Genomic DNA, 19,319 nt, shown 5'->3' on the forward strand with positions numbered 1-19,319 from the left:
TAGGAGATGTCACTATGCTATCACAAGAATTTTTCAATAGTTTTATAACAATATATCGCCCCTATTTAAAATTAGCCGAGCCGATTTTAGAAAAACACAATATATATTATGGCCAATGGTTAATCTTACGCGATATCGCTAAACATCAGCCCACTACTCTCATTGAAATTTCACATAGACGTGCAATTGAAAAGCCTACTGCAAGAAAAACTTTAAAAGCTCTAATAGAAAATGATCTTATAACAGTAGAAAACAGTTTAGAGGATAAACGACAAAAGTTTTTAACTTTAACACCTAAAGGGCATGAATTATATGAGATTGTTTGTCTTGATGTACAAAAGCTCCAACAAGCAGTAGTTGCCAAAACAAACATTTCGCAAGATCAAATGCAAGAAACCATAAATGTGATGAATCAAATTCATGAAATATTATTAAAGGAGGCACACAATGACTAATCAAGGCTCATTAAATAAATCACCTATTTTCACCAAAAGTTTTACAATCAACTTTTTTGTCAACTTTATCGTATACTTATGCATGTATTTGTTACTTGTAGTTATTGCTGGCTATAGTAAGCAAGCTTTCGACGCTTCCGATTCATTAGCCGGATTAGTTGTAGGACTATTTATTGTCGGGTCTTTAATTGGTCGATTTGCTACAGGTAAATTTGTAAATCAAATCGGACCTAAACGATTATTATTTATTGGTTTAATTGCTTTAATTATCACGCAATTACTTTATTTTATTGATGGATCTTTAGCTTTTTTAATCTTTGTACGTCTCATAAACGGTATCGCAACTGCAGTTGTGACAACTGCAACAGGTACTATTGCGGCATACGTTACCCCTGTTAATAGAAAAAGTGAAGGCATCAGTTTATTTTCTTTAAGTTTAGTATTAGGTACAGCGATTGGCCCATTTCTAGGCATGTTACTTATTACAAAATACGCAATTGATTTACTGTTTATTATTTGTGTCATATTAGGCATACTCGGACTCATTATCTCATTATTTATAAAAGTTGATTTCGAAGTAACAAATAACAAAACTGAAACTAAAGTCATTGATAAACCAAGATTTAGTATTCATCAATTTATTGCAAAAGAGGCCATTCCTGTTGCTGTAATTATGCTTTTAATTGGCGTTACCTATGCGTCCATCCTAACTTATTTACAAGCATTTGCTTTAGAGCGACACCTAGTAACTGCAGCAAGCTATTTCTTTATTTGCTATGCTATAGCATCGTTAATTACTAGACCTATTGCTGGTAGATTGATGGATGATAAAAATGAAAATATTATTGTCTACCCAGCATTTATCATGCTTTTCCTTTCATTTGTATGCTTAATTTCAAGCTATCAAAGCTGGTTAATATTACTTGCTGGGGCTTGCCTAGGTTTAGGGTATGGAAATTTATCATCTGCAATGCAATCTATTGCGATAAAAGTCTCACCTCCGATTAAATATGGTATCGCGACATCTACTTTTTACGTTGGTCTAGATGCAGGTGTCGGCTTCGGTCCATCATTCCTTGGGTTATTTACTCATATGTTTTCATATAGTGAAATCTTCGGCTTTATGGCCGCTTTAGCAATCATTACTATGCTTGTTTACTTCTTAATTCATGGACGTCATGTAACTAGAAATGCCATGAACTAAATATTTATATTCAAAAATAAAAAGCATGCCAATCTCTATTCATCATTTGTCTGTCCCCAAGACGCAATTATGATGTACTGATTGGCATGCTTTTTAAGTTTTTAGTTTGTAACGCTTAACACTTCTATTTCTTTAGTAATTTTATCTAACAATTTCTTTTGAGAAGTACTATAGAAATAGAATACTTGTCTTTCATCCGTTTCAGAACGCAATTTAGAAATAAGCTCTTTTTTATAGATTTTACGGATAATCACATCGATTTTACTTGTATCCCATAGCATTTCAAAATGTAATGTATCCCTCAATTCTTTACCGCTAATCTTTTCAGCTTCATACACTTTAAAAAGTACTACAAATTCTTCAATTGAAATCTTATGTGTTGTTTTTAACCAGTGCTTTAACTGACTTAACTCCCTTTCTGCTTCTATAAAACGTTGAACTTTATTACTCATAATATGATGCCTCCTATGTTTCTTCTTAGATGTTTGTAATTCATATTATTATACAATTACTTAAATTTATTATATATCAAACTTAGCATTTTATCTATTACAAATATTAAATTGCTGGCTATATCTTGTTTAGATTTATATCTTTTGGACAACTTGTTGTTTATTCGACAACATTTATACCTAAAAAAGATATATTACAACTCAATGACTTGGAGTGTGACAACAATGTTAAAGAGCCCTTAAAGATTTATTATGTAGTGATTTTTGGGAGTGGGACAGAAATAACCTTTTCACAAAATTTATTTCGTTGATCCCCAACTTGCATTGTCTGTAGAATTTCTTTTGAAATTCTCTATGTTGGGGCCCCGCCAACTTGCACATTATTGTATGCTGACTTTTGTCAGCTTCTGTGTTGGGGCCCCGTTCCGCAACTTGCATTGTCTGTAGAATTTCTTTTTGAAATTCTCTATGTTGGGGCCCCGCCAACTTGCACATTATTGTATGCTGACTTTTCGTCAGCTTCTGTGTTGGGGCCCCGCCAATTTGTAAAAACTTTAAAAACGATCATTTCTATTAAATCTGGCATAGATATGACCGTTTTTACTTTAATAAATAATATTGTATTTTAGGGAGTAAGACAGAAATATTAAAGAATCTCTAATGATTTAATATGTAGTGGTCCCTACACATTAACCACCAATATAATTCATGTTTATCTTTTTACGTTGACGATTGGCAACTGTTTGAGCAGTTCTCTCATCTGAATATCGATCATCTCTTATTTGCCATAAAGCTTTAAATTGTTCTTTTAATTCTTCGTCGGTCACGCCAGAACGAATAAACGCTTTAACGTTAAATCCATCGACAGTTGCAAATAAACATCCGTAAAACTTCCCATCTGATGACAGCCTTGCGCGTGTACATGTAGAACAAAATGATTGTGAAACACTTGTAATCAAACCAAATTGAACACCATTATCCTTATGGCGATAATATTTTGCTACTTCCCCAAAATATTTTGGTTCTACAGGATCGATTTCAAAGTGCTGCTCTATCATTGTAAGCATTTCATCTTTAGTTACAACTTTACTGAAATCCCATCCATTATCATTACCAACATCCATAAATTCTATAAATCGAATCTCTATATGTTTATCTTTAAAATATTCAAGCATTGGTATGATTTGATCATCGTTAATACCTTTTTGTATAACAACATTTACTTTTACATTCAAACCAATAGACGTCGCGTAATCAATTTGTTCTAAAATCGTAGTCGCTTTAATATTACGATTATTGATTGATTGAAATAGCGTATCATCAATAGCATCCAAACTGACATTAATTCTGCGCAGCCCAGCATCATATAACTTTTGTCCATGCTTTTTTAATAACAAACCATTTGTAGTCAAACCAATATCTTCAATACCATCGATTTGATTTAATTTAGCTATAAGTACATCTAAATCCCGTCGCATCAATGGTTCTCCACCTGTAATGCGTATTTTTTTTACACCTAATTCTGCATATACCTTAGCGATTCTAGCCATTTCATCAAACGTTAAAAGTTCATTTTTAGGTAAAAATACGAAATCATCTCCAAATACCTCTTTAGGCATGCAATAATCACACCTAAAGTTACACCGATCTGTCACAGATAACCGTAAGTCACGGATGGGACGTCCTAGTTTATCTTTTATTTGTTCTACCATTTGTGGACCTCCTAACAGCTTACAATTTTTGAATTAAAGCGTCCAAATCATGCTGATAATTTATATTTTTGTACCAATATGAGGGCGCATCTACATCCCTTACATCCAAATAATCCGTTGATAATTCATGATATACATTTTTAAAACTGTAATTATCAGAATGTAGTGCTTTAGTTATAGCGCCTAATGCATTCGGACTATAAAATGCAATTGTTGGAATAAAACGTCCATCTTCTTTAAAAGCTGCGACATCTAAATGATTTTCAATAAGATGAGAAACTAAAAACTGATACAACGTGCTTACAGCTTTACCAGTAATCATTGGTGTATCAACAGAAACGACAAAAAACAATTCTTCTTCAGGATGTTGCTTCATGATTGTATAAATTCCTGCTAATGGACCTTTATCATTATGATTCTCATCATCTATAACAACATTTGGATATTTAAATTGCGTTGCCAATTGCGCATTTGTACTAATAATAATTTCATTGAACATATTTGTTGATTCTAATGTCTTAATTACTCTACTATAAAAGGTCTCACCGTTCACTTCCGCAAAAGCTTTGGGCTTACCAAATCGCACTGAATGACCACCTGCAAGAATTATTGCTTTCATGCTCCCTTAACCTCCACTAACCGGTGGAATTAATGCAACAGTATCATTAGGTTGAATGAAATCCGATTTTTGTACAAATTCCTCATTTACAGCAACTTGAAACTTTTTATTATTGATTTGCGGATAACGTTCAAACAATAAATCTTCAAATTGTTGTACAGTCAATGCTTGTTCAAGCACAATATCTTCCTGTGCTTTTTGTAATATATCTTTAATTTCTGCGAAGTAAAGTACCTTCATCTCTCTTATTCCTCCCTCTTCGCTTCTTCATAATTCCCTTTTTGATGCCCTTGCCATTTTGAACCATCTTCCCAAATTTCTTTTTTCCAAATCGGAACAATTTCTTTTATACGCTCAATTGCATATTCATTTGCTCGATAGGCATCTTTACGATGCGGTGAAGAAACCGCAATTAATACAGCGATATCTGAAATTTGTAATGGCCCTATTCTATGAACAATACTCGTTATCGTTCCAGGCCATTTTTCATTTATTTCATCTCCAATTTGTGCCAATTTCTTTTCAGCCATTGGAATATACGCTTCATATTCTAAATATTCCGTTTTGACGCCTTTAGTCCATTCGCGAACATGACCGGTAAAAACAACTACTGCACCTTGATATTCATTTATAGTGAATTCACGATATTGTTCTGTTTGTATCGGTTCTGTCACGATTTCAAATTGTTTCATTCATTTCAATCCTCTATGTTAATTGTGTATCACAATCATTTTTAATTTTATTTAATAACCATTGCTCAAATGCTGTAAAATCTTCATGCTCCCTTACATTAATGCTATAACAAACATTCGACAATTGTTGTAATACTTGCAACTCTTCTTCATTTCGATAGACTACGACTTTTTCAAAATCAGCATTTTTAAAGCCTTCAACTAATACGATATTGGTGTCAATTGTAACAGATTTTTCAATAATTTGAGTAAGATTTTGATTATCTACACGTGTTACAGTTTGCTGATATTGAAAACCTTGTACAATACTTTGATCTGCCCCCGCTTCAAAATGCTTCATGTGATCGACGTCTGAATCCTGTAATTGAATATCTTCCTTACCATGCCCATGATGTTTAATAGTAGCAACTGTATAACCATATGACTTTAAGAAAGAGACAATATGCCTCATCAATGTTGTCTTACCAGACTTTTTGTAACCTACAATTTGTAAAATCATAAAAGAAGTTCCTCTTCAGCAGCGTCAGATTCAGTCAATATAATATCTACTGTATGCCCCGCTTTAAAACCACGTGACCCTCCTGGTAACATGACCATACAGTTAGCATGTGCAATCGCTACAACCGCACCTGATTTATTGAATCCTGAAGGTACTACAGTAGCTCCAGCACTTGTTAACGTTGCTTTAGCACGTATAAATCGTGTGAATGGGTTTGCCTTGGTAAAATCTTCCATTAATGTTGCTTTAATTATTTGCGGGAAGACTTCTAGTGCGCCACACATATGTTTAACAGCTGGTTTCACAAATAGTTCAAATCCTGTAAAACAAGCTGATGGATTTCCAGATAATCCAAACAAATACTTTCCATCTGCAAATGCAACCGTTGTTACGCTACCAGGACGCATTGCTACTTTATTAAATAACACTTCCGCCTTTACAGCCTTATAAATCTCAGGTAAATAGTCAAAATCTCCAACAGAAACTCCTCCCGTTGTAATAACGATATCATGTTTTTCCATAGCTTCTTTAACGACTTGTATGCCACTATCTAAATCATCTTGTTGTGTTTTGTAAATACCAACTTCAAGACCTAATTTTTCTGCTAAGGCACGAATCATTGGGCCATTAGAGTTACGAATTTTTCCATCTTCTAATACATCATTAACATCTAATAATTCGCTTCCTGTTGCAATAACAGCGACACTCGGTTGCTTAATAACTTTAACCTCTGCATAGCCATATGTTGCAAGGACCGCGATAGCCCCTGGATTAATTACTTGTCCTTTTTTTAGAACAACATCGCCTGTCGTTGTTTCTTCACCTTTTAAAGATATATTTTCATTTTTTGAAAATGGTTTACGAATTGTAAATGTATCTTCTAGTTCAATCGTTTGTTCAAACATAACAACAGCATCTGCGCCATTAGGTATTTGTGCTCCAGTCATAATACGCACCGCTTCGTGATCCCCAACTAATTTATCAGAAACTGAACCTGCACCAATATGATCAATCACTTTAAACTCAATGCGATTCTGACCACTTGCCCCTTGTGAATCAACACTGCGAATTGCAAAACCATCATAAGGTGATTTATCAAACCTTGGTATATCATAAGTAGCTACAATATCTTCTGCTAAGATATGATTTAGACTTTTTTCAAGTGCTACCGTAATTGCCGGCATTGAACTCTGCTGATTAACGATACGTTGAATTGCTTCTTTAACTGGGATTGGGTTTCTTTTTTCTACTACCATTAAAAATCATCTCCAAAACTTTTATTTTTTCATGATATACTAGATGCACTAGGAGGGGTAAAATGACTGAGTTTACTCATATTAATCAACAAGGCCACGCCAAAATGGTCGATGTATCAGACAAACAAATTACAAAAAGAACTGCTGTCGCTCATTCAAGCATTACTGTAAATAAAACTATTTTTAAGCAGATTTCTAATAACACCAATACCAAAGGCAATGTATTGAACACTGCTCAAATCGCTGGTATTATGGCTGCCAAAAATACATCAACAATTATTCCGATGTGCCATCCATTACCATTGACTGGCATAGATGTTCACTTCAGCTGGGATGAAACAAATGCACCCCTTTATACTTTAAACATTCAAACAACTGTCTCTACAACTGGCAAAACCGGTGTTGAAATGGAAGCTTTAACCGCTGCATCAGCAACGGCTTTAACCATTTACGACATGACGAAAGCAGTTGATAAAGGTATGATTATTGGCGAAACCTACCTTGAAAGCAAGTCTGGCGGTAAATCTGGAGATTTTCAACGCCAATCAAATCAATAAATTATTTTGTAAGCTCATGAATCAGATGATTTAATTCTGGTTTAATGAGCTTTTCTAATGCTAATTTAACTGCGCCTGTTGATCCTGGAATCGAAAATATCAATTTATTATTAACTGTACCTGCTACAGCACGAGACAATAATGCACGCGTGCCAACATCTTCAACATAACTCAAATATCTAAACAATTCCCCAAAGCCTTCTATCTCTTTAGTTAAAAGTGGTTTTACTGCTTCAATCGTCACATCACGTTGTGCAATACCTGTTCCACCAGTCGTAATGATGACATCAATATCTTCTTCTAACCACTTCTTCACCTGCGTCGTGATGGCTACTTTTTCATCTTTCACAATTGTATAATGTGCGTCACTCACTTCAACGTCATCTGCTTGTAATAGTTGGCGCACGCATTGACCACCTTTATCTGTATCAAAGTCTCTAGTATCTGATACCGTTAGTACGGCTGCTTTAACTGTACGATTCAATTTAACGTTTTGATGTTCGCCCATAATATTACACTCCTTTTGTCTTATCTTTTTTTATCCAAACAATAAATTCATTAGATGTGTGGCATCTGATGTGCGTGTCATGCCATGTATTAAAAACCTTCCACCTTTAAAAGCAACAATGCGGTGTCCTTTAAATTCAAACATAACCATATACGAATTACTGCGATAATTTAGTTGATGTTGTTTTAAAAATTGAACAAGAATGTCGTGTGTAATTGATGCATTTTCATACTGTACAGTGTCTCTACCACACAATGTTGCATAACGTTGTTCATTCTTGTTTAAATACGGATAACTTGGTACATCTCCACAAGTTGTACAGTCTGAACGTTGCATTTTACTGAAACCAAATGAATAATGACTACCTTCCCAAATATCGCCATAAGTTATTTTTGTGTCAATTGGTTGTTCCGTTAATACTTTCATCGCATCTCTTAATTGTAAACTTGTTGCCATCGTCACGGCAGGTTGAATGACCCCTACTGTATCACATGTTAAATTTAATGCTGGCAATTGTGGTACCAAACAGTTAAAGCAAGGTGTTTTACCAGGTATAAATGCAGCTTCTGTATATGTACTCTGTACAACACCACCATAAATCCAAGGTATACGATGTTTATATGCAAAATCATTAATCAGTTGTCGTGTTTCAAAGTTATCGGTTGCATCAATAATAACGTCAACGTCCTGTCCATGTGTTTCCAAAAAATAATAATCCACATGGGCAATATGATCATCAATATCAACATCACTACGTAAAGCTAGCAAATGCTTTTTAGCTGCAACCACCTTAGGCATCATTTTCAAAGCATCTTCTTCAGTAAACAATGTTTGTCTTTGTAAATTACTAAATTCAATATAATCTCTATCAACAATGATTAGTTTAGCAATGCCTGCTCTAACAAGTCCTTCGGCCACATGTGTACCTAATGCGCCCATACCAATAATCAACGCACATTTTTGATTTATTTTGCTTTGACCTATTTCACCTATTTGTTTAAATAAAATTTGCCTTGAATAACGTTCTTGACTCACATTAAGTTATCCTTTCTTTTTATCATTACTTTCATTATATGACGCGCGTCAATGTCTCTCAAAAAAACTGCCCCTAAAAAAGAGTTTAAAACATCATTAAAATGCTGATAGAAGCATTCACTTCTACAATTTTAAATACGTTCTAAACTCTTTAATGGCAAATAAATGTTTACCCAATTGTAATAATTTCATGAGCCATTTGTTCTGCTTCATAGTTTGAATGTGTCACAAATATGATTGGTATTTGCCATTCGTTGAAAATACGTTTAACTAATGTAATACTCTCATCTTTTGTAGTATCATCCAAACTAGAAAAAGGTTCATCTAATAAAATTAAATCTGGTTTCGTGCTAAGTGCACGTGCAAGTGCTACACGTTGTGCCTCTCCACCTGACAATGTCATAGGATATTGTTTCATCAAATGATCAATGTTTAAAGTTTGAATTAATTGATCGATGTGTTCAGATGGTTCAGCCATAAAAGTAATATTTTTATAGACCGTCATATTAGGAAACAATTGGTAGTCTTGAAACAGATATCCAATACGTCGTTGTTGAATTTTAACATTCACGTTTTTTGCCGTATCAGTAAGTAATTGCCCATTCACTTCGATAATAGCTTCATCTGCTTTACGTAATCCGGCAATCATATTTAAAACAGTAGTTTTACCAATGCCAGATGGACCACGAACTGCATAAATTTTTGGTTCAGTATCATCTATATTGATGCGAATTAAAGTGTTCTTTAATTGATATTTCACATTGATTTTAAGCATCTAGTCGACCTCCTTATATTTATCTTTATTCAATAAATTAATTGTAGATATAACCACAATAGAGAATGCGACTAGCACTAATACCCATAACCACGCTTCATTTTCTCTACCTTGTTCCACTAAGAAGTATATTTCTAAAGGTAGTGTATTCGTTTTATTTGGAATATATCCTGCAACCATTAATGTAGCACCAAACTCACCTAATGCACGAGCAAAACTCATCATTATACCTGCTAAAATAGAGCGTTTAGCTAATGGTAAAATTAATTTGAGGAAAATTTTCGTTTCACTTGCTCCCATTGTTCTAGCTGTATTAATCATTTTCGTGTCTATACCTCTGAAGCCTTGCACAGTATGTTGATACATTAGTGGAAAACTAACAATGACAGATGCTATCACAGCACCTGTCAAAGTGAACACTACAGGTAAATGTAGTACATTCGCAAAGAATTGACCGATTGGTCCTCTTGGCGAGAAGATGATTAATAGAATAAAACCTAATACCGTTGGCGGCAAAACAATAGGTAATATCAATAAACTTTCCAATACTTTAACCCACGAACCCTTACGACGATACAACCATTTAGATATAAAAATACCTAAAACCGTTACAATAATCGTACTGATTACAGCAACTCGTATTGATATCCAAAAAGGTGTTAAGTCAGGCATGGATTACAACTCCTTATGCTGCAAAGTGGTATTCTTTTAGTATTTCTTTAGCTTTATCTGATTTTAAGAATTCCATCCACTCTTTTGCTAATTTACTATCTGATGTAGCACCAGCTTCGTATGTGATTGGCTTCTTAAGTTCTACTTCTTTAATTACTTTTACAGTATCAATTTTTTTATTTTGTTTATATAAGTCAGTTTTATACACAAAACCTTGTTTCGCATTACCCTTTTCAACATAATTTAATACTTGTTTTACATCTTTAGCATAAACGATTTTACTTTCGACTTCTTTAAATAAGTTATTGTTATCTAAATACTGTTTCGCATATTTTCCTGCTGGTACAGTTTTCACTTCACCTAATGCTAATTTATCATTGTCTTTTAAGTCTTTTACTGAAGTGTAATTTGAATCTTTATCACCAATTAATACTAGACTATTTTTCGCATATTTATATGTATCATGCGCTTTATTCTTGTCTTTTAATGCATCTACATCTTTAGTATTTGCAGACATAAATACGTCAACAGGTGCGCCTGATTCAATTTGTTTTCTTAATGCCCCTGATCCACCATAGTTAAATTTAATATCAGCATTTTTATGCTCTTTTTTAAATTCTGAAGCTAATTTCTTGGTTACATCTGTTAAACTTGCTGCCGCTGCAACTTGAATCTCTTGTTTCTTACCATTGTCTGCGTCATCTTTTTTACTTTCATTATTATCGTTAGAATTAGAGCAACCAGCTAATACTAAAAGCATTGCAATCACAACAGCAAATAAACGTTTCAATTTCATTGAGTGAACCCCCATTTTTAATAATATTTACATTTTCATTATACACTTACTATTATATTTGAAAAGAACCGTTGCCTGTTTATATATTGATTCAAACAATTGTCAAATTTGCATAAGATTGATATTTATTAATTGATGCCCTAGTATGTATATTCTCGAATTCAATTTAAATCAAACAGATTGCTCGCTATTAATTTTTATCAATCAAATTTCAAACTTAAGCAAATATGTTAAAATTTTAAGCAAATTGCTTTAAAATAAAGTTTAAGCTAATTAAAGGGGTTAGATAATGAACAAAGATGTATCTTTAGGTCAACCAATTGTTAGATATGAAGATGGAAAATTATTCAATACAACAGATCAATATGTGACAGAATTTCCACTTACAATTATGGTGAATGGTGAAGAATTTGCGACTGTTATATGCAGTCCAACAAACCTTGAGGAGTTAGTCATTGGATTTCTGGCTTCGGAAGGTGCCATTTTAAAGCGAGATGAATTAAAATCTGTACTGATTGATGATAGTAAAGGTTTTGCCCATGTTGAACTTAATAAAGATTTAGGCGATCGCTTTCAATATTCCACAAAACGAATGATTGCATCTTGTTGCGGAAAGAGTCGTGAGTTTTATTTTCAAAATGATGCTGCTATCGCTAAAACATCTATGTCTAAAATCACTTTAACTCCAATGCAAATTATTAACATGATGACTCGATTACAAAGTGCAAGTCATATTTACCAAGAAACAGGTGGCTTACATAATGCTGCTATAAGCGATGGTTTGACATTTTTTGTACATCGACAAGACATTGGTAGACATAACGCTCTAGATAAATTATATGGATTTTGTATCCAGCGACATATTACTGTCCGAGATAAAGTATTAATTTTTAGTGGACGTATTTCATCAGAAATTTTAATTAAAGCCGCGAAAATCGGTGTTGGCGTCATTTTATCTAAATCAGCTCCGACAACGCTTGCTGTAACCTTAGCTAATGACCTAAATATTACGGCAGTTGGATTTATTCGAAATGGTGGCTTTAATATATACAGTCATCCAGAACGTATCATTGATTCTGAACAATAACATATTCATTATAGTGTGTCATAATGAACGATATTCTACATGAATCAACAATTTAAACGCACTATTTTTATAAGTATAAGTAGCTCAAAACAATTTAAAAAGCAGTAAGTTGATTTCTACTCGAAACCAGCTTACTGCTTTTTTATTCTAATACAAACCTATCATCAATCGTTAATTGCCAATATCTTCTTTTAATATTTGATAACAAAATGATTGGTAAACATAACCTTGCTTTGCATACATATCTTTTGCTGTATCTTCACCATCTGCAACTAATATGATTGGTTTGTGATTTTTTGATATGGCGTATTCACCTATCAACGATTGAATTGTAGATCCAATTCCTTGGTGCCGAAATTGTTCTAATACACCAAATCCATCTAATTCAATGTAATTTTCACTTTCAATGACATCTACAACGCCAATAGGTTCATTATTTAAATAAGCTACTAAGCGTTTAATCACATCTTTTTGATAATGTTCCCTTACCATTTCTTCATGTGCATCTGCATAGTCTTTTCCAAATGGCAAACTAAACTGATATGCAACTTTTAAATAGGCATCTATATGCGACTCGTCAACGATGGCAATTTCAACGTCAGAGTTACGCGGCAAATTGGCAAGCGCATCACTTTCTATGGCATACAATTCCATAATACCTAGTTCAAAATTCATATCTTTAAACATAGCCATCCAATGATTATCAAGTTGTTCATTTTCCGGGAAACTAAACGCATAATGATTTGAACCTTGATTTGTATGTAATTGATGTTGACGCTCTAAGTCTTTCAGCCATCGCTCTTCGGTAGGCGTCTTTTTATATATCCATGTGTTACTTGTGTATCGTTGTGGAAAAGAAGGCGTTAAATAAATCAACTGCTCGTCGTCATTTTCAAATATAGTGCCGTTACAATATATATCTGACATACTTATACTAGCCATTGACACCTACTCCTTTCACTTTTATAAATTTCAAAGCAACTTATTCAATTACTTTACTATCTTAAATATGATTATTTTATTCCCATAATTTGACGAAACTGCGAGTGATTAAGTAAAGCTGTACCAATCAAACTTGCTACAATTGCTTTTAATATATCACCAGGCAAATAAGCTAATGAAATTGAAATAGCTTTCGTAAATGGTATGTTAATAATCATGCCCATAATCAATGTACCAATAACATCTAATGCTATAACACCAAAAACTAAAATACCAACGAATAAAATCCAGAAATTAATTTCATTGATGAATCTATCTCGAATCGCACCAATCATGAATGCTACAACTGGATATAATAGTAAAAACCCTGCTGAAGGACCTGCGAATACACCGATGCCACCGCGACCACCTGATAACAATGGCAAGCCAGCAACTACTAATAATAAAAAGACGATAACACTTAATGTGCCATATTTACGTCCTAAAATCACACCTGCTAAGAAAATACCAATGTTTTGAAGTACAATTGGTACTGAAGAAAATGGTAGTGGAATTACCGGTACCATTCCTAAAATAGCGATAATCGCTGTCATTAAAGCTGTATATACTAACTGTTTTGTTGTCATTTTTTACTTCCTTTCGTATTTCATGACCATTATTATAGCACCATTGTAAACTTTAAGAAATGAAAAGTTTACAATAAGTTGTTCTATATAAATTAAAACCTTAATTATTCTACACAGCTGTTAATTTACTTTTTTAGCAAGTGCAGTTATATAATCAAAAAATGCGTTGTTATCTACATGATTTATGACATTAATTTTGCGCCCATCTTTACACTCAAATGTCTTACCTTGACTTGGTCCATAACTTATTACATCGACTTTTTTCTCAATTGAATGAACCAAGTCCTTGTTACCAATATAAGCAGTCGTTAAAACATCCCATAAAAAGTAAGTAGAATTTGTTATAAAGTGTGTTAATGGTGGTACCGCTGCATAACTTACTCCTAAAAAATCAATGCCCGTATATTGGCGTTCATTCGCCCATCTTTGTCTAACATCTAACGTTAGCGGTACTTGATTCGTACTTTCTAAAGCAACCATATCAATCTCTATATCGCTATCAAAAACAATTTTAACCGCTTCTGGATCCCAATATGCATTCCATTCTGCAGAACCATCATGCTCAGGTTCTTCAACATTTCCTTTTGGTAAAAAGGTGCCACCCATCCAAACTAATTTTTCTATATACTGAACGATAGATGAATCTTTTTGTAGTGCTTTTGCTAAATCTGTAAGCGGGCCTGTAAATAATAATGTTACTTTTTCTGATTGTCTCTTTAAAGTTTGAATAATGTCTTCAAAGGCTTCTTTGTCGCTCACATTTGAAGCAACATGTTTGACTGGCTCATTTAAAATTGGCAATGCGTCCATAAAAAAGGCATGCATACGCCATTCTTTAGGAAATGGATTTTTTCCTCGTTCATATGATGGCGCAACTTGAATATCTTCATTTGAAAAACGATTAATAATTTTTACTGATGCGCTCAAAGATGGCTCTAAATAACAATCAGCACCAATTGTACTGACCCCTATCAATTGAACGTTTTCCATTTGTAATAATAAAAATAGAGATACTAAATCATCTACACCACCATCGTGGTTAAAATAAACTTTCTTAGTCACTCGAAATCCCCCTTACATTTCATTTTCCATTAACAATATTATGTTTTTATAAAACGTTGTTATATATCTTTCTACAAAATCATAACATTCTGTTGTAATCCTTTTAAACCTCTTCTTTTATTGATAGCCATTCCCTGATATCCCTTCCATAAAGTATGCACTAATATAATTATGATATAACTTATCAATAAAGAGATACATTGAGCTATTTTCTCAGGTATACTACTTTAGCTATAATAATACTAATCTATCATTAATTAAATTGAACGATAACAACGGCACTTATTATTTAAAAAAATACAAATATCTAACTTTCTAGCTATAAAAATAAGAGCCTAATACAATATCAAAAGATGATATGTTTCAGACTCTCATTTCACTAACTTATATAGCTGAATTATTTTGCAGCTTTAATTAATTTTTCTTTTAAATCTTTACGCATGAAATCTAATGTATAAGGATCGTTGTACCAGTATGTACCAGCATCAACTTTAACAATATGTCCTTCTTTAGTAGCTTTCAAATTCTTCCACATGTTTGTTGATTCATATCCTGGTGTAGGTTTACCTTCACTTGTACTCACAATGTAATCACCAGCATATTTTTCAATTTCTTCTTGTTTCACTTCAGCCCAACCTGCTTTTGCAGTTAACTTTTGTTGTTCTGGTTGCATTTTTAAACCAAATGCTTGATATAATACTTCTCCACCACGACCCCAGTTATCGCCGTAAGTGTATAATTTTTTATCAAATTCATCAAACAATGACACTGTTGCATCTTGTCCAATTGCTTTTTTAATTTCTTTACCGTCTTTAGCAGTTGTTTCTTCCCAATCTTTCTTCCAAGCTTTTACTTTATCTTCTTTACCAACAATTTTCCCTAACATTTCTTGTTGTTCTAAATATTTATGCTTATTATAGTCAACAACTACTGTTGGTGCTACTTTTTGATATTTTTTAATATCTTTGTCAGTAGAGTATACAATAATTAAATCTGGCTTTTCTTTAGCAACTTTTTCTACATCGCCATCACCAATTTTTGTAACACCTTTAAATTTATCTTTTAATACTTTGCTTTGATCGACTTGTTGATTTACAGCTACAATGTTTGCACCTAATTTTTTAAGTCCACCAGCATATGTTGGCGCAACTACTGCAATGCGTTTAGGGTCTTTCGGAATATCTACCGTTTTGCCATCGTCCATTTTATAAGATTTAGTTTCAGCTTTGTTATTTTTTTCACCTTGGTTCCCACACGCAGCTAACACTAATAACATAATTATTAATGGTAATAATAGTTTTTTCATAATTTCCTCCTATTGAAAATGATTATCAATTATTCCAAAATTATACAAGATTGCATATACATTTACAATAGCTAGTGCTATTTATTTTTTTATTTTCGCAAAAAATTTAACAAAATATCTTAACATCCCTATAAATCCCCACAAAAAAGGGTAAATCCGAACGTCAAATTTCATCTCTTTATGCCAATCAACGATCGATTTACCTTTTTAAATTTAAAATGTATCTGTAATACTCTTAGCAATATTTGTATATGCTGCATCTTCCATAGGTGGATTGTGTAATCCTGCACGCATGTCACGATAGTAACGTTGTAATGGTCGATTCATTTCTAAGCTTTTAGCACCAACTATTCTCATCGCTAAATCAATCACTTCAAGCCCTTGATTCATTACCATCACTTTACTCGCACTTGTTGGATTTCTTATCTGACTGTCATCTTTATATTGTTGATACCCTTTTGCTGTACTCCATAAAAATTGTCTCGCACATAACAATAGCGTTTCCATTTTCCCTAAATTTTGTTGCACAGTTGGCAATGTTGCAATCGTTCCTTCAATACTATTAGGGCTATGTTGGATTGCAAAGTCTACAGCATAATTTCTAGCAGCTTGTGCTATACCTAAATAACAGCTTGGTATATGCAATATCCAACCATTTGGCGCTTTACTTTTCTCTGTTTCCACTAAATGTTTTAATGGTACTTTTACATCATTTAATATTAAATCATGACTTTCTGTCGCTCGCATACCTAATACGTCCCAATTATCGGCAATTTCAACACCAGGCAAATTCCTGTCTACTAAGAAAAAACCAACACTTTCTAATTCTTCTATATAAGCAGCAACAATAATATGTGTTAGTGCTTTACTCATTGATGTATATGTCTTCACACCATTTAAAATATACCCATCATCAGCTTTAACAGCATGTGTACTTGGTCTTCCCCCTCTTGTTGGACTACCCATTTCAGCTTCACTAACTGCTCTATTAACTAATGCACCATTATTAATTTCAACAGCAAATTGCTCCAACATATCTTGAGACCATAATTTCTGTTCATAAATTTGTCCTACGACACTCACATGCCAACCAATAGATAATGCTGTGGCACCATCAAGTTCGCCTAAAAATGATTGCAAAATAACCATGTCTTCTATGGTCGCACCTTCACCACCATATGCTTTTGGTAACGTTAATTTTCCATAACCTTCTTTAATTAACCATTCAATATTTTTATATGGAAATTGGCTATGTTGATCATTATATTCAGCTTTAGCCTTAAATGTATCTCTAATTACTTTGAATTTTTCAATCCATTTTCTTTGAATTTCCGTTGTTATTAAAAAGGAATTATCCATATCATTCATATTAGTCACCCCACACAACACACAATATAAATTATTTATTCCTAGTTTAACACTCGACTTTAAAAATAAAAAGGAACGTGCTGTGAACAATTAAAAGAAAACTGATAATTCGATTAAGTATGCACTTAATTTTATCCATAAAAATACACCTTAAACTATACAATTCGCTGTATAGTTTAAGGTGATATTCAAACAATATTAGGTTTGATTTAACTATCAAGCATCTACTTTGTCATGTTTAATACCAGCAAATAATAAAATCCATGTCACAATAATAAATGGCAATGTTAATGCAGGTAAGCCAAACGGTTCAAGCAATGTTGTTGTACCTAGTTGCACCACTACTGTTAATAACACACCTAAAAAAGTCGAAATATAAGGGTTAATCGCTGTTTTAAATGTATATCCTAGTGCGATTGCCATTAATACAAAGTTATAACCGAATAATCCCTGATTAATATCATCATAATTACCACCTAATAGAGCTACAATGATAAAGCTTAACAAACTAGCTATAACAGCTAAGAGTGCTGCTTTTCTTGATGCTATCAATATGCCGATTAAAATACATACGCCACCAATTACACTCGCTTCGATAAATACTTGACTGAATCCTTCAAATAATGACTGAATGAAATGTATTCTATCATTGTTGCTAAAATTAACCGTTTCAATGTTTTGAGGCATTAACTTTAACGATGTATCTACAAATTTAACCTGTCCTGAAAGTAAAATTGTAAACCAAGTCACAATGACAAAAGGCATCGTCAGCATCGGAACTTTATATGGTCTTAAAACTTCTCTCACTGCAGCAGCAACTGGTAACGTTAATAAAGTTGCTATCATTGTTATAACAATATCTAATCCTGACTTATCTAAAAAGATTGTTAACGCAATGGCAGTTAACACTGGATTAAATCCGGCTAACCCATCATTAATCTCTGCTTCACTATAATTAATGTAACGTGCAAATGCATAAGCTATGATACTACCTACAATAGCCGCTAATCCAATTGTCCAATCGGCTACAAATAATCCTATTAAGATAAATAATCCTGTCCATTTATTACTAATTAACACAACCTGAGAAATATTTTTCAAAAGTACATCTATTATCTTCAAATCTTTCACCTTTCCTTTGAATCATTACTCATTAATATACTACTATTCTATGAAAAGTTATATTAAAAACTATTTTGGTTTTTTACATAAATATATTCCACTATTTGTTTTCGATTAGATTGTTTGCTTCAATTTCGGATATGCTAAAAATATAATTTTCTAATTACACATTGAACTTTGTATATTACTTGTTTATCACAACAATTAGGATTAATATAAATTTTGTAAATTGTATCTAATATGAAATTGGGGGTTTTAATTTGCATTTTACACAACGAGAGCAAGACAAATTAATGATTGTAGTGGCGGCGGAAGTTGCACGTCGTCGTAAAGCACGTGGTTTGAAACTAAATCATCCTGAGGCATTAGCTTTAATCAGCGATGAATTATTAGAAGGTGCACGCGATGGTAAGACCGTTGCAGAGTTAATGAGTTATGGTAGACAAATTCTAAACAAAGAAGATGTCATGGATGGTGTCGAACACATGATTACAGATATCGAAATCGAGGCTACGTTCCCCGATGGTACTAAGTTAATCACAGTACATCACCCTATTGTTTAAAGGAGGCAGTC

At 33.2% G+C, this 19,319-nt stretch carries 24 protein-coding genes; 6 read left to right on the forward strand and 18 right to left on the reverse strand.

Annotated elements, in window-relative coordinates; translation table 11 throughout:
- Nucleotides 1-14 precede the first annotated feature (14 nt).
- Both IDG64_RS03270 and IDG64_RS03275 read left to right on the forward strand, forming a co-directional pair.
- Nucleotides 15-455, forward strand: coding sequence for a MarR family winged helix-turn-helix transcriptional regulator (locus tag IDG64_RS03270; protein WP_000951058.1), 441 nt, complete (start codon nucleotides 15-17; stop codon nucleotides 453-455).
- On the forward strand, nucleotides 448-1,659 hold the full coding sequence (locus tag IDG64_RS03275) for an MFS transporter (protein WP_000184405.1): 1,212 nt from the start codon (nucleotides 448-450) through the stop codon (nucleotides 1,657-1,659). The genes IDG64_RS03270 and IDG64_RS03275 overlap by 8 nt, the downstream gene beginning before the upstream one ends.
- A 101-nt stretch (nucleotides 1,660-1,760) precedes the next feature.
- Here IDG64_RS03275 and sarV read toward each other — a convergent pair whose 3' ends face one another.
- The gene (gene sarV, locus IDG64_RS03280; RefSeq protein ID WP_000066900.1) at nucleotides 1,761-2,111 is read right to left on the reverse strand and encodes an HTH-type transcriptional regulator SarV; all 351 of its coding nucleotides are present in this window, start codon (nucleotides 2,109-2,111) and stop codon (nucleotides 1,761-1,763) included.
- 125 nt (nucleotides 2,112-2,236) lie between these two features.
- Between sarV and IDG64_RS03285 the strand changes: the two genes are divergently transcribed.
- Nucleotides 2,237-2,422 carry a hypothetical protein gene (locus IDG64_RS03285; protein ID WP_001789125.1) on the forward strand — a complete coding sequence of 62 codons (186 nt, stop codon included), beginning with the start codon at nucleotides 2,237-2,239 and terminating at the stop codon, nucleotides 2,420-2,422.
- Nucleotides 2,423-2,800: 378 nt separating this feature from the next.
- Here the strand turns inward: IDG64_RS03285 and moaA are convergent, their stop codons facing one another.
- The 6 genes from moaA to IDG64_RS03315 are packed head-to-tail and all read right to left on the reverse strand — an operon-like array spanning nucleotide 2,801 to nucleotide 6,889.
- Nucleotides 2,801-3,823, reverse strand: a complete 1,023-nt coding sequence (gene moaA, locus IDG64_RS03290) for a GTP 3',8-cyclase MoaA (protein ID WP_000230173.1) — start codon at nucleotides 3,821-3,823, stop codon at nucleotides 2,801-2,803.
- 19 nt (nucleotides 3,824-3,842) lie between these two features.
- Nucleotides 3,843-4,442, reverse strand: a complete 600-nt coding sequence (gene mobA / locus IDG64_RS03295) for a molybdenum cofactor guanylyltransferase MobA (RefSeq protein ID WP_000643988.1) — start codon at nucleotides 4,440-4,442, stop codon at nucleotides 3,843-3,845.
- Between the two features lie 6 nt (nucleotides 4,443-4,448).
- A complete protein-coding gene (moaD, locus tag IDG64_RS03300; RefSeq protein WP_000866971.1) occupies nucleotides 4,449-4,682 on the reverse strand; it encodes a molybdopterin converting factor subunit 1 in 234 nt (77 codons plus the stop codon).
- A 5-nt stretch (nucleotides 4,683-4,687) separates the two neighbouring features.
- Nucleotides 4,688-5,134, reverse strand: a complete 447-nt coding sequence (locus IDG64_RS03305; protein WP_000808500.1) for a molybdenum cofactor biosynthesis protein MoaE — start codon at nucleotides 5,132-5,134, stop codon at nucleotides 4,688-4,690.
- A gap of 13 nt (nucleotides 5,135-5,147) precedes the next feature.
- A complete protein-coding gene (mobB, locus tag IDG64_RS03310) occupies nucleotides 5,148-5,633 on the reverse strand; it encodes a molybdopterin-guanine dinucleotide biosynthesis protein B (RefSeq protein WP_000602949.1) in 486 nt (161 codons plus the stop codon).
- On the reverse strand, nucleotides 5,630-6,889 hold the full coding sequence (locus tag IDG64_RS03315; RefSeq protein WP_000259726.1) for a molybdopterin molybdotransferase MoeA: 1,260 nt from the start codon (nucleotides 6,887-6,889) through the stop codon (nucleotides 5,630-5,632). The genes mobB and IDG64_RS03315 overlap by 4 nt, the downstream gene beginning before the upstream one ends.
- A gap of 62 nt (nucleotides 6,890-6,951) precedes the next feature.
- Here IDG64_RS03315 and moaC point away from each other — a divergent pair, with 62 nt between their 5' ends.
- The gene (gene moaC / locus IDG64_RS03320; protein WP_000134536.1) at nucleotides 6,952-7,446 is read left to right on the forward strand and encodes a cyclic pyranopterin monophosphate synthase MoaC; all 495 of its coding nucleotides are present in this window, start codon (nucleotides 6,952-6,954) and stop codon (nucleotides 7,444-7,446) included.
- A 1-nt stretch (nucleotide 7,447) separates the two neighbouring features.
- Here the strand turns inward: moaC and IDG64_RS03325 are convergent, their stop codons facing one another.
- The 5 genes from IDG64_RS03325 to modA all read right to left on the reverse strand — a co-directional run bounded on the left by IDG64_RS03325 (nucleotide 7,448) and on the right by modA (nucleotide 11,232).
- The gene (locus IDG64_RS03325) at nucleotides 7,448-7,954 is read right to left on the reverse strand and encodes a MogA/MoaB family molybdenum cofactor biosynthesis protein (RefSeq protein WP_000503820.1); all 507 of its coding nucleotides are present in this window, start codon (nucleotides 7,952-7,954) and stop codon (nucleotides 7,448-7,450) included.
- A gap of 30 nt (nucleotides 7,955-7,984) precedes the next feature.
- Nucleotides 7,985-8,989: a ThiF family adenylyltransferase gene (locus IDG64_RS03330; protein ID WP_000076917.1), complete on the reverse strand. Its 1,005-nt coding sequence runs from the start codon at nucleotides 8,987-8,989 to the stop codon at nucleotides 7,985-7,987.
- A 169-nt stretch (nucleotides 8,990-9,158) separates the two neighbouring features.
- A complete protein-coding gene (locus tag IDG64_RS03335) occupies nucleotides 9,159-9,764 on the reverse strand; it encodes an ATP-binding cassette domain-containing protein (protein ID WP_000913019.1) in 606 nt (201 codons plus the stop codon).
- Nucleotides 9,765-10,436 (reverse strand): molybdate ABC transporter permease subunit, encoded by a 672-nt coding sequence (modB, locus tag IDG64_RS03340; RefSeq protein WP_001113093.1) that lies wholly within the window; start codon nucleotides 10,434-10,436, stop codon nucleotides 9,765-9,767. It abuts the gene before it with no gap.
- A gap of 13 nt (nucleotides 10,437-10,449) precedes the next feature.
- The gene (gene modA / locus IDG64_RS03345) at nucleotides 10,450-11,232 is read right to left on the reverse strand and encodes a molybdate ABC transporter substrate-binding protein (RefSeq protein ID WP_000769517.1); all 783 of its coding nucleotides are present in this window, start codon (nucleotides 11,230-11,232) and stop codon (nucleotides 10,450-10,452) included.
- 289 nt (nucleotides 11,233-11,521) lie between these two features.
- Here modA and fdhD point away from each other — a divergent pair, with 289 nt between their 5' ends.
- The gene (gene fdhD, locus IDG64_RS03350) at nucleotides 11,522-12,319 is read left to right on the forward strand and encodes a formate dehydrogenase accessory sulfurtransferase FdhD (protein ID WP_001030825.1); all 798 of its coding nucleotides are present in this window, start codon (nucleotides 11,522-11,524) and stop codon (nucleotides 12,317-12,319) included.
- A gap of 171 nt (nucleotides 12,320-12,490) precedes the next feature.
- Here fdhD and IDG64_RS03355 read toward each other — a convergent pair whose 3' ends face one another.
- From IDG64_RS03355 to yut, 6 genes are all read right to left on the reverse strand, one after another.
- Nucleotides 12,491-13,261, reverse strand: a complete 771-nt coding sequence (locus IDG64_RS03355) for a GNAT family N-acetyltransferase (protein ID WP_000146741.1) — start codon at nucleotides 13,259-13,261, stop codon at nucleotides 12,491-12,493.
- Nucleotides 13,262-13,332: 71 nt separating this feature from the next.
- Entirely contained in the window at nucleotides 13,333-13,887 is a 555-nt protein-coding gene (locus IDG64_RS03360; protein ID WP_000208741.1) for a biotin transporter BioY, read from the reverse strand.
- Nucleotides 13,888-14,007: 120 nt separating this feature from the next.
- A complete protein-coding gene (locus IDG64_RS03365; protein ID WP_000163416.1) occupies nucleotides 14,008-14,949 on the reverse strand; it encodes a nucleoside hydrolase in 942 nt (313 codons plus the stop codon).
- A gap of 397 nt (nucleotides 14,950-15,346) precedes the next feature.
- The gene (locus IDG64_RS03370; protein ID WP_000735038.1) at nucleotides 15,347-16,255 is read right to left on the reverse strand and encodes an ABC transporter substrate-binding protein; all 909 of its coding nucleotides are present in this window, start codon (nucleotides 16,253-16,255) and stop codon (nucleotides 15,347-15,349) included.
- Nucleotides 16,256-16,468: 213 nt separating this feature from the next.
- Complete coding sequence (locus tag IDG64_RS03375; protein ID WP_000999205.1) at nucleotides 16,469-17,623, reverse strand: acyl-CoA dehydrogenase family protein; 1,155 nt, start codon at nucleotides 17,621-17,623, stop codon at nucleotides 16,469-16,471.
- A gap of 216 nt (nucleotides 17,624-17,839) precedes the next feature.
- Complete coding sequence (gene yut, locus IDG64_RS03380) at nucleotides 17,840-18,745, reverse strand: urea transporter (protein WP_000691093.1); 906 nt, start codon at nucleotides 18,743-18,745, stop codon at nucleotides 17,840-17,842.
- Between the two features lie 260 nt (nucleotides 18,746-19,005).
- On the opposite strand from yut, the gene IDG64_RS03385 reads away from it, so the two are divergent.
- Entirely contained in the window at nucleotides 19,006-19,308 is a 303-nt protein-coding gene (locus IDG64_RS03385) for an urease subunit gamma (protein ID WP_000545928.1), read from the forward strand.
- Nucleotides 19,309-19,319 lie beyond the last annotated feature (11 nt).

The sequence above is a fragment of the Staphylococcus sp. EG-SA-15 genome (assembly GCF_017151895.1).
Classification (GTDB): domain Bacteria; phylum Bacillota; class Bacilli; order Staphylococcales; family Staphylococcaceae; genus Staphylococcus; species Staphylococcus aureus.